The organism is Streptomyces sp. NPDC032721, assembly GCF_055579625.1.
In genome coordinates, this window is sequence record NZ_JBVIMX010000023.1 from 32,590 (window position 1) to 45,732 (window position 13,143).

Annotated in this window: 14 protein-coding genes; 7 read left to right on the plus strand and 7 right to left on the minus strand. The window is 71.1% G+C overall.

Features of this window, described 5'->3' with window-relative positions; all coding sequences use genetic code 11:
• The first annotated feature begins 40 nt into the window (after nucleotides 1-40).
• From ACZ5PB_RS35845 to ACZ5PB_RS35865, 5 genes are all read left to right on the plus strand, one after another.
• Complete coding sequence (locus tag ACZ5PB_RS35845) at nucleotides 41-1,051, plus strand: segregation and condensation protein A (protein WP_468697092.1); 1,011 nt, start codon at nucleotides 41-43, stop codon at nucleotides 1,049-1,051.
• Nucleotides 1,048-1,674, plus strand: coding sequence for an SMC-Scp complex subunit ScpB (gene scpB, locus ACZ5PB_RS35850; protein ID WP_468697094.1), 627 nt, complete (start codon nucleotides 1,048-1,050; stop codon nucleotides 1,672-1,674). The genes ACZ5PB_RS35845 and scpB overlap by 4 nt, the downstream gene beginning before the upstream one ends.
• The gene (locus ACZ5PB_RS35855; RefSeq protein ID WP_468697095.1) at nucleotides 1,674-3,008 is read left to right on the plus strand and encodes a pseudouridine synthase; all 1,335 of its coding nucleotides are present in this window, start codon (nucleotides 1,674-1,676) and stop codon (nucleotides 3,006-3,008) included. Before scpB ends, ACZ5PB_RS35855 begins: the two co-directional genes overlap by 1 nt.
• 146 nt (nucleotides 3,009-3,154) lie before the next feature.
• On the plus strand, nucleotides 3,155-3,934 hold the full coding sequence (locus ACZ5PB_RS35860; protein WP_468697097.1) for an NUDIX hydrolase: 780 nt from the start codon (nucleotides 3,155-3,157) through the stop codon (nucleotides 3,932-3,934).
• Nucleotides 3,931-4,947, plus strand: a complete 1,017-nt coding sequence (locus ACZ5PB_RS35865) for an ADP-ribosylglycohydrolase family protein (protein WP_468697099.1) — start codon at nucleotides 3,931-3,933, stop codon at nucleotides 4,945-4,947. The genes ACZ5PB_RS35860 and ACZ5PB_RS35865 overlap by 4 nt, the downstream gene beginning before the upstream one ends.
• A 5-nt stretch (nucleotides 4,948-4,952) precedes the next feature.
• On the opposite strand, the gene ACZ5PB_RS35870 is transcribed toward ACZ5PB_RS35865, so the two are convergent.
• From ACZ5PB_RS35870 to ACZ5PB_RS35900, 7 genes are all read right to left on the minus strand, one after another.
• The gene (locus tag ACZ5PB_RS35870; RefSeq protein WP_468697101.1) at nucleotides 4,953-5,195 is read right to left on the minus strand and encodes a hypothetical protein; all 243 of its coding nucleotides are present in this window, start codon (nucleotides 5,193-5,195) and stop codon (nucleotides 4,953-4,955) included.
• Nucleotides 5,196-5,624: 429 nt separating this feature from the next.
• The gene (locus ACZ5PB_RS35875) at nucleotides 5,625-7,808 is read right to left on the minus strand and encodes a hypothetical protein (protein WP_468697102.1); all 2,184 of its coding nucleotides are present in this window, start codon (nucleotides 7,806-7,808) and stop codon (nucleotides 5,625-5,627) included.
• 12 nt (nucleotides 7,809-7,820) lie between these two features.
• On the minus strand, nucleotides 7,821-8,279 hold the full coding sequence (locus tag ACZ5PB_RS35880; protein ID WP_468697104.1) for a hypothetical protein: 459 nt from the start codon (nucleotides 8,277-8,279) through the stop codon (nucleotides 7,821-7,823).
• Between the two features lie 27 nt (nucleotides 8,280-8,306).
• Entirely contained in the window at nucleotides 8,307-9,050 is a 744-nt protein-coding gene (locus ACZ5PB_RS35885) for a nucleotidyltransferase domain-containing protein (RefSeq protein WP_468697106.1), read from the minus strand.
• A gap of 17 nt (nucleotides 9,051-9,067) precedes the next feature.
• The gene (locus tag ACZ5PB_RS35890) at nucleotides 9,068-9,526 is read right to left on the minus strand and encodes a Rieske (2Fe-2S) protein (protein WP_468697107.1); all 459 of its coding nucleotides are present in this window, start codon (nucleotides 9,524-9,526) and stop codon (nucleotides 9,068-9,070) included.
• A gap of 75 nt (nucleotides 9,527-9,601) precedes the next feature.
• Nucleotides 9,602-10,213, minus strand: a complete 612-nt coding sequence (locus ACZ5PB_RS35895; protein WP_468697109.1) for a DUF6529 family protein — start codon at nucleotides 10,211-10,213, stop codon at nucleotides 9,602-9,604.
• Nucleotides 10,214-10,292: 79 nt separating this feature from the next.
• Nucleotides 10,293-11,006, minus strand: a complete 714-nt coding sequence (locus ACZ5PB_RS35900; RefSeq protein ID WP_468697110.1) for a hypothetical protein — start codon at nucleotides 11,004-11,006, stop codon at nucleotides 10,293-10,295.
• A gap of 229 nt (nucleotides 11,007-11,235) precedes the next feature.
• On the opposite strand from ACZ5PB_RS35900, the gene ACZ5PB_RS35905 reads away from it, so the two are divergent.
• The gene (locus tag ACZ5PB_RS35905) at nucleotides 11,236-11,697 is read left to right on the plus strand and encodes a YidB family protein (RefSeq protein WP_468697112.1); all 462 of its coding nucleotides are present in this window, start codon (nucleotides 11,236-11,238) and stop codon (nucleotides 11,695-11,697) included.
• 192 nt (nucleotides 11,698-11,889) lie between these two features.
• Nucleotides 11,890-12,975: a prephenate dehydrogenase gene (locus tag ACZ5PB_RS35910; RefSeq protein ID WP_468697113.1), complete on the plus strand. Its 1,086-nt coding sequence runs from the start codon at nucleotides 11,890-11,892 to the stop codon at nucleotides 12,973-12,975.
• Nucleotides 12,976-13,143: the final 168 nt, after the last annotated feature.

The window sequence follows — 13,143 nt, forward strand, 5'->3', positions numbered from 1 at the left end:
CTCCACCGTGGTTCGCCGCCCGTACCCAGGACGTTTCTTGATGCCGCCGCCCGAACCGCCCGCCGACGAATCGTTCGGCCGCCGCCCCTCGCACCGCCGCCCGCTGGGGCGCGGGCCGGGGGCGGAGGCGTTTCTCCTGCCGGATGTGGCGGACCTTCCGCCGGATCTCGTGCCGGACGTCCCGACGGGTGTCGCGCCTGATCTCCCGCCTGAACCGGTGCCTGAACCGGTGCCTGAACCGGCGCCGTCCGAGGCCGGGGACGGGCGGTTCACCGTGCGGCTGGTGAATTTCGAGGGGCCCTTCGATCTGCTGCTGCAGTTGATCTCCAAGCACAAGCTGGACGTCACCGAGGTGTCGCTGTCGAAGGTCACCGACGAGTTCATGGGGCACATCCGCGCCATGGGGGCCGACTGGGACCTGGACCAGACGACGGAGTTCCTGGTGGTGGCCGCCACCCTGCTCGATCTGAAGGCGGCCCGGCTGCTGCCCGCCGCCGAGGTCGAGGACGAGGCCGACCTGGCGCTGCTGGAGGCGCGCGACCTGCTGTTCGCGCGGCTGCTGCAGTACCGGGCGTACAAGAGGATCGCGGCGATCTTCGAGGAGCGGTGGGACGCGGAGGGGCGGCGCTACCCCAGGACCGTGGGGCTGGAGGAGCGGCTCGCGGAGCTGCTGCCGGAAGTGGTCATCAGCATCGGTGCCGAGGGGTTCGCGAAGCTGGCCGTGAAGGCGATGCAGCCGAAGGCGAAGCCCGAGGTGTACGTCGACCACATTCACGCGCCACTGGTGTCCGTGCAGGAGCAGGCGGCGGTGGTGGCCGGGCTGCTGCGGGAGCGTGGGGCGGCCAGTTTCCAGGAGCTGGTGGGGGACGCACCGGACACCCTGACGGTGGTGGCGCGTTTCCTGGCGCTGCTGGAGCTGTACCGGGAGAAGGCCGTCGCGCTCGACCAGGAGGACGCGCTGGGGGAGCTGAGGGTGACCTGGACGGGCGGGGAGGACGGCGTTCCCGTCGTGACCGGGGAATTCGATCTCGTGGTGGAGGAGCAGGAGTGAGTGAGGGGCAGGCCCTTGAGCAGGACCTCAGAGGGGCGCTGGAGGCCGTTCTGATGGTCGTGGACGAGCCCGCGAGCGCCGCGCACCTCGGGAAGGTCCTGGACCGTTCCGAGCGGGACGTGACGGACGCGCTGCGGGAGCTGGCCGACGAGTACACCGTCCAGGGGCGCGGCTTCGAGCTGCGTCTGGTGGCGGGCGGCTGGCGGTTCTACTCGCGCGCCCGGTACGCGGAGGCGGTCGAGGCCTTCGTACTGGACGGCCAGCAGTCGAGGCTCACCCAGGCGGCCCTGGAGACCCTGGCGGTCGTCGCGTACCGCCAGCCGGTGTCCCGGTCGAGGGTTTCGGCCGTACGCGGAGTGAACTGCGACGGGGTCATGCGGACCCTCCTCCAGCGGGGTCTGGTGGAGGAGGCGGGCACGGAACCCGAAACAGGTGCGATCCTGTACAGGACGACGAACTACTTTCTGGAGCGGATGGGCCTGCGAGGCCTGGACGAGCTCCCGGAGCTCGCTCCCTTCCTCCCAGAGGCGGACGCGATCGAGTCCGAGACGCAAGAGGGTGTGCCGTCGTTCGATCCGGACGCCCCGGACACCGACGCAGACGACGACAAGACGGATTTTTGATGCGAAGCAACGGCAGGAACAGCGGCAGCAGCGGCAACGACCGGAACCAGCGGGGTGGCGCGGGCAACGGACGCGGCCCGGCGGGCGGCGGGCGAGGCGGCGCGGGCGGCTCCGGCGGCGGACGTGGTGCGGGCTCCGGTTCGGGCTCGGCCGGTGGCGGGCGAGGCGGATCCGGCGGCCGTGGTGGCTCCGGCGGCGGGCGCGAGGGCTTCGGCGGTGGCCGTGGCACGTCCGGTGGCGGTCAGGGCTTCGGCGGCGGGCGCGGTACGTCCGGCGGCGGGCGCGAGGGCGGCTACAACGGCGGACGTGATTCCCGCGACGACGAGCGCGACCAGCGCCCGAAGCGGCCCCGTCCCGAGGAGCGGCGTTACGACGTAGGCCCCTCCGCCACCCACGAGGGCCCCCGCAGCGGCCGTGGCGACTCCGCGCGCGGCGGCGCCAAGGGCGGCCCGAAGTCCCCGAAGACCCCGCAGAAGCCGGGCCGTCGCGGCAACTACAACGCCGGTGCCTCCCGCCCGCGCGAGCTCGACGCCAAGATCGAGCAGCGCAACCGGGACCGCTACGCGGGCAAGCCCGACATCAAGATCGAGAAGACCTTCCCGGGCGCCGAGCAGGAGGGCGAGCGCCTGCAGAAGATCCTCGCCCGGGCCGGCATGGGTTCGCGCCGCGCGTGCGAGGAGCTCATCGAGCAGTCGCGCGTCGAGGTCAACGGCCAGATCGTGGTCGAGCAGGGCATGCGGGTCGACCCGCACAAGGACGAGATCAAGGTCGACGGTCTGACCGTCGCCGCCCAGTCCCACCTGTTCTTCGCGCTGAACAAGCCGGCCGGTGTCGTCGCCACCATGGGTGACCCGGACGGCCGCCAGAACCTCAACGACTACGTGAACAACCGCGAGACGCGGCTGTTCCACGTCGGCCGTCTCGACACCGAGACCGAGGGCATCATCCTGCTCACCAACCACGGCGAGCTGGCCCACCGTCTCACCCACCCCAAGTACGGCGTGAAGAAGCAGTACCTCGCCGCCATCCAGGGCCCGCTCCCGCGCGACCTGGGCAAGCGCCTCAAGGACGGCATCGAGCTGGAGGACGGGTACGCCCGCGCCGACCACTTCCGCGTCGTCGAGAACACCGGCAAGAACTACCTGGTCGAGGTGACCCTCCACGAGGGCCGCAAGCACATCGTCCGCCGGATGCTGGCCGAGGCCGGCTTCCCGGTCGAGCGCCTGGTCCGCACGTCCTTCGGGCCGATCGCGCTGGGCGACCAGAAGTCCGGCTGGCTGCGCCGTCTGACCAACACCGAGGTCGGCATGCTGATGAAGGAGGTCGGCCTCTAGGGCTGACCGGGCGATAGGTTTCACGGGTTTTCGTCGCCCGCGGCCGGTTCCTGCTCGCGCAGGGACCGGCCGCGGGTTTTTTACTGCCCTTGTGGGGGCACGGAGTGAGCCTTTATAGTCAGGTTGACTATTTAAGGGGTGAGGGTGTGGGCGGCGTACCGCAGGACTACGACCCGAGGGCGTTCGAGCCGTTCGCGGTCACGGTCGACCTCGCGGTCTTCACGGTGCGCCAGGCGCGGCTGCACGTGCTGCTGGTGCGGCGCGGGCAGGAGCCCTACGCGGGGGAGTGGGCGCTGCCCGGCGGCTTCGTACTGCCGAGGGAGTCGGCGGAGCAGGCCGCGCTCCGCGAGCTCGCCGAGGAGACCGGGCTTTCCCCGGCGGGGGTCGCGGGGCTGCACCTGGAGCAGTTGCGGACCTACAGCGATCCGGACCGGGACCCGAGGATGCGGGTGGTGTCGGTGGCGTTCGCCGCGCTCGTACCGGATCTGCCGGAGCCGCGCGGGGGCGGGGACGCGGCGGAGGCCCAATGGGTGCCGGTGGAACGGGAGCCGGGGCTCGCCTTCGACCACGGGCGGATCCTCGCGGACGCGCGGCGGCGGATCGGCGACAAGTTGGAGTACACGGCGCTCGCGACGGCCTTCTGCCCGCCGGAGTTCACGCTCGGCGAGCTTCAGCAGGTGTACGAGACGGTGTGGGGCGTGGGCCTGGACCGGCCCAACTTCCGGCGGAAGGTGCTGGCGGCGGAGGGGTTCGTCGAGCCGGTGGGCGGGGCGTTGCGGCGGACCGGGGGGCGGGGGAAGCCGGCGGCCCTCTATCGGGCGGGGAGCGCTTACCGGGTGGGGGCTGTGTTGCATCCGCCGTTACTGAGGCCGGTCGAGCAATTTGTCGAAAAGTCGATCAAGTCAGCGAAAGGGCCTTCCGTATGAGGCGTACGAAGCAGGCAGCCACCGGATCCCTCGTGGGGCTCGCCCTCGGGGATGCGCTCGGGTTTCCGACGGAGTTCAACGACGTGCCGTCGATCCTGGCCAAGTGCGGGCCCTGGCGGGAGATGGAGCTGCCGCAGAAGGCGTTCGTCTCCGACGACACACAGATGACGCTCGCGCTGGGGCGGGGGATACGGGCCGCGATGCTGCGGGGGCCGTTGGGGCCCCGGAGGCTGGAGCGGAAGGTGCGCGAGGAGTTCGTGGACTGGTACCACTCGCCGGAGAACAACCGGGCGCCGGGCCGGACCTGCCTGATCGCCTGCCGCCTCCTCGACAGCGAACTGCCCTGGCAGAAGGCCTCGCAGATCGAGTCGAAGGGGTGCGGGGCGAACATGCGGGTGGCGCCGGTGGGGCTGGTGCCGGGGCTGGGGGAGGTGGAGCGGGCCGGGATCGCGCAGTTCCAGGCGGCCCTGACCCACGGGCATCCGACCGGGCTCGCGGCGAGCGACCTGACCGCGCGGGCGGTGTACCTGCTGGCGCAGGGGGCGGAACCGGCGGGTCTGGTGGGGCAGTTGAGGTCGTACGCGCTGGAGAACAGGACGCGGTACCACGAGCGGTGGCTGGGCGAACTGTGGACGTACGCGGACGACGCGACGCCGGGGGAGTTCATCGCGCGGGGGTGGGACGAGTGCCTGGCCGTCCTGGAGCGGCTGGCGGTGGCGCTGCGGGATCCGGGGCGGTCGGTGGAGACGGATCCGTGTCTGGTGATGGGGGAGGGGTGGATCGCGGAGGAGGCGTTGGCGGCGGCGCTGATGTGCTTCCTGATGTTCCCGGAGGAACCGGTGACGGCACTGAGGCGTGCCGCCTGCACGAAGGGCGACTCGGACTCGATCGCCTGCTTGGCGGGGGCGTTCGCGGGGGCCTATCTGGGGGCGGGGGCCTGGCCGGAGGAGTGGGTGGGGCGGATTGAGTATCGGGGGGAGTTGGTGGGGTTGGGGGAGGTGTGGGACGGCTGAGTGGTTTAGCGGAGGGGGGCGGGTAGTCGGTCGGGGATGCGGGGGTGGTTGGCGCAGCGGAGGAGGGTGCTGGTGTGTTGGGCGATGGCGGAGGCGAGGGTGGCGCGGAGGTTGTCGTCGAAGTGGGGGACGCGGTGAGGGGCGAGCCATACCCAGACGGGGAGTCCTGACTCCTGCTCCACCGGAGCGCCGGGAATTCGGCAGGCGAAGGCGTACGCGGAACTGCCGACGGTTCGCGACGAGTACACGTCGCCTCCTGAGGGCTGCCAGCCATGCTTGTTCGGGCGCGATGAGATGCTGGACAGCGGGAAGTAGGACCAACCCACCTCGACGGTGAGCCGGCGGTGTCCTTCCGGGACTTCGAACCGGCACGGAACGTAATTCTCCGGAATGCTGCCAGGGGAAGTGCCGGGCCTCCACGCGCGGGCGTAGGAGCTCATCGCTGTGCGCAAGTCCGCGAGCGAAGCGGGTTTTTGGGTGACACGCAACGGGCCTTCCGGCATGCGTTCGTGCAGGGTTCGCACGCTCTGCTCGGGGATGAGGCCGGTGCAGGAATTCCAGGCCGACGATGGTCCCAGACGTGCGGGCGAGTTTTGGGTACAGGCGGCGGAAAGGGAAATCGCCAGCGCGAACACGGCTGCAAGGCAGGCCCTGCGCCGTACGGACAAGGTCACTTGTCAGGCCACTTTCTCTGCTGGTTCCACGGCGGAAGTGCCGAGTTCGTATTCGTTGCGGATCTGTCGCCGCAGTTCTGCTACTTGCTCGGGCGGCATGCCAATCGACCGGGTGTAGTGGTCCACGGGCTTCCACAACGCGCGGGTGCTCAAGTCCTCGGTCCGCTGGGTTCCTTCCAGGGCCTCTGCTCCGTGGTCGGCCTCATTCTCCTTGAGGTACTCGAGGAGCTTGTTCCCGTACGCGGTGTTCGCGGCCTCGCCGCCGACTTCGAGGATCACCGGTACGACCTCGGCCGCGGCCACGCCTGCGGCCGGTCCTGCGACTACGGCTGTGCCGGCTCCGACGACCACCTCGACGACGGTGTCGACGCCGAGCTGTTTCCAGGCGGCGGACTTCTCCATTTCCAGGTTCTCCTGCTCGCCCAATTCCCTTGCCTCGTTGCGGATCTGGAAGCTCCTCGCCTCGTCGAGGACCCCGTGGACCAGTGCGGAGTTCAGGGCGAACTCAGTGGCGTTGAAGTGGTCCTTCCCGAAGGAGGCGAGGCCGCTTGCCGTGAACACCTGTTGGGCCCTGGAAAGGCTCGCGTACCCTTCCTCGCTCCCGGCAGCCACCGTCATGAAGTTGCGCGCCTGAATCAGCCCGAAGTCCGTACGGCGCGAACCGTCACTGCTGTGGGCGAACCGGGTGTCGCGTCCTGCTCCGTCACCCGAGCCGCCGAAATTGTCCGTCGAGTAATTGAGATCGTCGATGTACGCCGCTCCCATTCGGCCCAGGCTGTCCAGGAGGGGGGTCTGGGGTTTGACGTCCGAGGTGGGGCTGTAGAGGGTGATTACTTTCTTCATGATGGCCGCCGTCTGCTCGTCCCGGTGCAGGCCCGGGCGGGGGTCGTCCCAGGGGTGGCCCGTGGTGGCGGATTCGAGGGCGTGGCCCAGGGCGTCCGGGCCGCCGTCGTGGGTTTCCGCCTTGGGGTCCAGGGTGTCCAGGGGCCACTTGAAGTCGGGGGAGGTCAGGTCGTCCAAGTGGCGGCCGCCTGCGAAGAACTGTTTTGCGGCATCGGGGCTGTGGCCCAGGGCTTCCAGGGTGCTGGTGAGGGGGTCGTAGCCGGCGCCCGAGTGGCCCGAGGGGTTGAAGCCCAGGTCGAGGTCGTCGATGGTGCGGGGTTTGGTCGCGGTGAAGAGTTCGGGGTCGGCCTTGTGGAGCTTGAGGATGTCCTCGGCCAGGGGGTTGAGGAAGCGGGGGTCGTAGTCGCCGTAGCGGAGCAGGCCGCCCAGTACCTGGTAGCCGTACGGGTGGGAGGAGGGGAGGTGGCCGAAGGCTAGGCGCTGGGTGCCCAGTTCGCGGAACTCCTTGGACCAGGCGGTGGGGAGATGGGTGGCGTTGTCGGGGTCGGTGGCGGAGGCGAGGGCCGTGCCCATGGCGCGTTGGAGGTCCTTGGCCAGGGCGAGGCGTTCCGGCTGGTCGCCGAGGGTGCAGTCCAGGGACATACGGCCGTAGAAGTCGAGGGCTTGGCGGGGGCCGCCCAGGCCTTGGTAGAAGGCCGTGGAGAAGGCGGGGTCCTTGGCGTTGAACTTGAGGAGGTTGTTGAGTTCGGCGAACTGGGTGTTGCTCAGGAGGGTGCCGACCCGGGCCAGTTCCAGTGCGCGTTCCTGCTGGGCCTCGTTGAGCGAGGTGTAGGTGCGGTGGCCGAAGTTGGCGGGCTCGTTGCCGTGGGACTTGCGCAGCGCGCGGGCCACCGATTCGTCGATCTCGGCGGCGTGGGCGACCAGGGTGGTCAAACGGTGGTTCAGGTTCTGGGCTTCGGGGGTGCGCAGGTCCAGGGAGGGGGCCGGCATTCCGGCGGGGGAGAGGTAGGCCAGGCCCAGCTTCGGGCCTTCGACCTCGCGGATGTGGCGTACGGCTCGCTGGATTCTCGTGAGTTCGGTGTGCGCGTCAGTCAGTACCGCGGCGATGCTCGTCGCCTCCGCGTGCGCGTCGGCGAATTCCTTTGTCGTCTTGCGGATGAAGTCACGGGTGACCGTCGCGTTGACGCCCTCCCAGCGGGCGCGCTCCGACTTGGCCAGCAGGGTCGAACGGGCCTGGGCGGCGAGCCTCTTGAGGTGGGCGGCGGTCCGCTTCCAGTCCGCGACCGCGTGGGAGAGGGCGGTGAGGTCGGCCTCGGCCACGTCCGCGTGCGTGAGGGTGCTCATCGGGACGCCCGCCTACTTGAAGTACTGGGAGAGGCGGGAGACAGGGAGGGGCGGGAGGGATGGTGGGTGTGGGGTTTGGGGAGTGGCGTTGATCTTGCGGATTCGGGCCTTGAGTTTGGCGTCGTCCTGGGCGTGCGTCGCCCTCGTGTGGTCCAGGTGGTGGGAGATGTGGGCGCAGGCCTGGAGGAGGGCGTCCAGTTGGGAGGTCCAGCGGGTGGCGGTCGTCTCCAGGGCCGGGCCCATGGCGAAGTGGTGACGCTTGAGGGCTGCCGCGGCCCGGGACGTCGTACACGCGCCGGGTGTCGCGATGTCCGCCTGCCGGACGAGGGCGCCGCGGAGGACGTGGGCCTCGTGGCCGACCGCGCCCAGGTCGTCCTGATGGGCCACCAGGTCGGGGCGGCCCTTGCCCTTGCCGTTTCCGGGGCCGTTGTCGCTGCCGGCCTTCAGGTGCTCCCACTCGTTCCAGGTCACCGGCTCCGGGCCCTCCTCAGGTGCGTTTCACGGCTGTTCCTCGTACGGCTCCGGCGGCTTCAGGGCCGAGCGGCGGCGCGTACGGACCAGGAAGTCTTCCACCCGGGAGCGGTCGGGGAGGGCGGGCAGCGGGCTGCTCGGTTCGGCCTCGGTGGCCTCCGTGAGCAGGCGGTTCAGGCGCTTCTCGATCTCCGGCCAGGGGACTTCGCCGCGTTTGACGGCGAGGAGGTCCTCGCGGGCCCCGCCCACGTCGAGCGTCAATTCACCCGTACGGAGAAGGTCCCGGCAGCTCGTCAGGAGCCTGAGCAGGTGCATGGCGTGCTTCCAGCGCGGGGCGCCGTACTGGCGGACGTCCGCCTCGACCTTCTTGCGCTGGCTCTCCGCGTACCCGGCGAAGGTGGCCCGGACCTGGCGGGTGAGGAACGCGTCGCGCAGCGAGAGGAGTTCGCGGCCGGTCTCGTCCACGTGGAGGGGGAGCGGGGAGTGCAGGACTTCGAGGATGTTGGGGTTGGCGCGCAGGGCCAGTTCGCAGAAGCGTTCCAGCTCCCAGGAGAACTGTTCCGGAGCCGGGCCGTCCAGATGCGTCGGGGGCTTGTCGAAGCGCCAGAAGAGCGGGGTGGGCGCGACGAAGACCCCTCGTACGTCCGTGTCGCTCTCCTCCATCGCCAGGCCGAACGCGCGCGAGCCCATGACGCAGGAGTAGACGGTGTGGTCGCGGATCAGGGCGTGGCCGTCGGCGGTGTCGGGTTCCTGCGGAGGGGAGCTCGTCATACGGGGATTGTGGCTGTTCAGGCCAGCCGGATCGAATTGCTTTCCACCGTGATCGCGCGCGGCGGCAGCGGCTGCGGGGCCGGTCCCGCCGACACCGAGGCGTCCGCGACCCGGAACTTGCTGCCGTGGCAGGGGCAGTTGATGGTGCCGCCGGACACGTCGGCGACCGTACAGCCCTGGTGCGTGCAGACCGCGGAGAACGCCTTGAAGCTGCCCGCCTCGGGCTGGGTGACGACCACCTTCTCGTCCTTGAAGACCTTGCCGCCGCCCACCGGGATGTCCGAGGTCGCGGCCAACGGGGCGGGCTGGGGCGGCTGCTGGCCGCCGGTGGGAGCGGGTGCGGTGGGGGCCGGGGGCTTGTCGCCGTCGCCCCCGTCTCCGCCCTCGTCGCCGTAGTTGGAGCAGCCGGTGGCCAGGACGGCTGCCGTTCCGGCCGCCGCGGCGAGGACCGTCCTGCGGGTGGTGGGTTCGCGCATGGGTGGGGCTCCCTTACGAGGACGAGGTCGAGGACGAGGTCGAGGAAGAAGGTGAGACGGACGGAGTGCGCTCTGCTAGGTGGAGAGGCCGAAGGTGCGGAAGAACCACAGCGCGGACGTCAGCCAGATCACCGTGAGCACGGTGAAGACCAGACCGCCCACCACCGGCAGCAGCCAGCCCGGCAGCCGTTCCGCGCGCAGCAGCAGCATCTTGGCGCTGAACGCGCCGAAGAAGAAGCAGCCCGCCAGAGAGTGCCACATCACACGCGAGCCGAAGGTCTGGAACCCGAGGCCGTAGAGGCAGTGCACGGCCACCGGCACCGCCAAGAGGAAGGCGATCCGGCCCGACCAGCGGTGGGTGACCGACATCCAGGGGGCGCTGCGGACGCCCGGCAGTTTCCCGTACATGGCGAGTGCGGAGGCGATCTGGACGAGCGCGAAGAGGAACGCGGCCGTCGAGAGCCAGGACTTCACCGCGCCCGTGCTGCTGAACCCGGCCAGGTTGAACGCGGTCCCGGCCGGGTCGTGGATCTTGCCGTACGCCCCGAGGGCGACCGCGACCGCGGCGGCGACCAGCACCGGGACGAGCCAGCGGGCCGGGCCGGGGCGGCCGTGGCCGTGACCGTGGCCGTGGCTGTCGGGGGCGGGGAACGAGGCGGTCCGGGCATTGGGGTCGACGTTGCTCATCTCGGGGTCACTCCCTGGGCGGTGCTCGGGGCGCGGGGTTGCAGGGGGGCGGGGGCCGTGGAGTCGCGGAGCCGTGGCGCTAGGGGGCGACCGGGCGGGCGATCAGGCGTTGGTTGTCGATGATCACGGCGCCGGTGGCCGGGTCGAGCTCGGGAGCGGGGGAGGGTTTGCCGTCACGGGTGATGAGGCCGACCTGCCGGCCGTCCTGGAGGACGATCCAGCCGCCGTCGACCCGGGCGCCGCGCACCTCGTTGGTGGCACGGTAGAGACCGGAGGGTTTGTCGGCGCTCGCCGCGGTGAAGTCCTGCTTGCGGTCGGCGATCTCCACTTCGCCCCGGACCTTGCCCGCGCGGGTGGTGGCTTCCAGTTCGGCGCCGTTCTTGCCGGTCAGATGCATGCTGCCGTCGTCCTTGACGTCGCCCTTCAGCCAGGACTCGCGGGTGCGGCCGTCGCAGTAGTACGCCACCGCCTTTCCGTCGCGTACGGAGATGGAGACGGCGGCGGTGTCGTCGGTGGTGCGGCCCGCGTAGACGCGCTCGGACGCGGGGGCGGAGGGCGGCGGGGGCTCGGTGGAGGGTGCGGGCACGGGTGACGGGGTGGAGGCGGGCGGTGGGTTCCCCGGGTCCGTCGGCGCGGCCGAGGCCGCTGGGGGTGTCGGTGTCGGTGGGGGCGATGCCGCGCCGCCGCCCCCGTAACCCGAACTCTTCGTGCCCGTCGTCGCGTTGAGCGACAGCATGAAGGCGGCCAGGAGCAGCCCGGCGAGCAGTGTGTAAAGGGGACCGGAACGCTTCACTGGGGCCTCCCCGCCGACACCGGGTAGGCGGTGCCGGACCCACCATGCAAGCGGACCCCGGCCCCCGCCGTCCATAGTCAGGACAGACCGGACGGGAGTGCCAGGAGTGCGAGGAAGGTGGGACAGATCCGGTCGAGTGGCAGCATGACGCCATCTGGGCGAGATTGAACGAGTCTGATGAGTCTGCGACCGGACTCGACCTTCTCGAAGTATCTCGAAAGGCAGGACCATGGCGGGCAACGATCTCGGCAGTCTCCTCGGCGGCCTTCTGGGCGGCGGAAGCTCAGGTTCCGGTGGCGGTGCCGGCAACATCCTCGGCTCCCTCATCGGGGCGCTCACCGGGGGCGGCGGTGCGGGCGGTGCGGCCGGTGGGACCAACGGGGCGGCCGGTGCGGGCAGCGGCAATCCGCTGGACGGCCTGATGGAGATGCTCAAGAAGTCCGGCCTCGGCGAGCAGGCCGAGTCCTGGATCGGCACCGGCGACAACAAGCCGGTCAGCGGCGAGCAGGTCGCCCAGGCCCTGCCGGACGCCGCCCTCGCGCAGGCCGCCGAACAGGCCGGAGTCTCTCAGCAGGAGGCGGCCGACAGCCTCGCGCAGACGCTGCCGCAGGCGGTCGACAAATTGACTCCGCAGGGCGAGCTCCCGCAGGCGGCCTCGCTGGAGGAGCTGATCAAGCAGCAGCAGCTCTGAACGGCAAGCGCCGAGCCGCCGCTCCGGGCAGCGGCGCAGCCGCGTCCGACGGCCCCGGTCGTCCGCACACCGTTGTCGATACGCGGGTGCGGGCGGCCGGGGCCGCGGTCGGTGCGCCCATTAGGCTGAACGGATCTCCGCCACCCTGTTCCGCTCCGGCGACTTTCGCCGCCCTGCGCAAGGACACGCCCCGTGAGAACCGCACTCGTCATCGGCACCGGACTGATCGGTACGTCCGCCGCCCTCGCCCTCGCGTCCAGGGGCATCACCGTCCACCTGGCCGACCACGACCCGGGCCGTGCGAGCACCGCGGCGGCCCTCGGCGCCGGGACCGACGCGGCGCCCGAGGGCCCCGTCGACCTGGCGATCGTCGCCGTCCCGCCCACCCATGTCGCCGCGACGCTGGCGGACGCGATGCGGCGCGGGGCGGCACGCGGGTACATCGACGTGGCCAGCGTGAAGGGCGGGCCGCGCCGCGAGCTGCTGGAGATGGGCTGCGACCTCACCCCGTACATCGGGACGCACCCGATGGCGGGCAAGGAGAAGTCCGGGCCGCTGGCGGCCTCGGCCGACCTCTTCGAGGGGCGCCCGTGGGTGCTGACGCCGACCAGGGACAGCGACACCGAGGTGTTCAACCTGGCGCTGGAGCTGGTGGCGCTGTGCCGGGCGGTGCCGGTGGTGATGGACGCGGACGCCCACGACCGGGCGGTCGCGCTCGTCTCGCACACGCCGCAGCTGGTGTCGTCGATGGTGGCGGCACGGCTGGAGGACGCCGACGAGACGGCGGTACGGCTGTGCGGCCAGGGGATCAGGGACGTGACGCGGATCGCGGCGTCGGACCCCCGGATGTGGGTGGAGATCCTCTCGGCGAACCCGGGACCGGTGGCTGACGTGCTGGCCGGGGTGGCCGACGACCTGGCGGAGACGGTGGAGTCGCTGCGGGCGCTGGAGTCCGGCGACGAGGTGAAGCGGCGCGGCGGGGCGGACGGCATCGAGGACGTACTGCGCCGGGGCAACGCGGGCCGGGTGCGCGTCCCGGGCAAGCACGGGTCGGCGCCGGCGGCGTACGAGGTGGTCACGGTGCTCATCAGCGACCAGCCGGGCCAGCTGGCACGGATCTTCGCCGACGCGGGCCAGGCGGGGGTCAACGTCGAGGACGTGCGGATCGAGCACGCGACCGGACAGCAGGCGGGCCACGTGCAGCTGATGGTGGACCCGGGCGCGGTGGAGGTGCTGTCGCGGACCCTGGTCGAGCGGGGCTGGGGGCTGCGGAAGTAGCGCCTCCGGGCGGGACCGCCCGGCTCGCGCCGGAGGCCGGGCGGCTGACCGGGGGCGGGGCCGCCGGCGGACCGGGCGGCGGGGCCGCAAGCGGACCGAGGGGCGGGGCGTAAGGGGGCCGGGATTGAGGCGGTACCGTAGATGGTTGGCAGTGATGCAGCCTGTCGC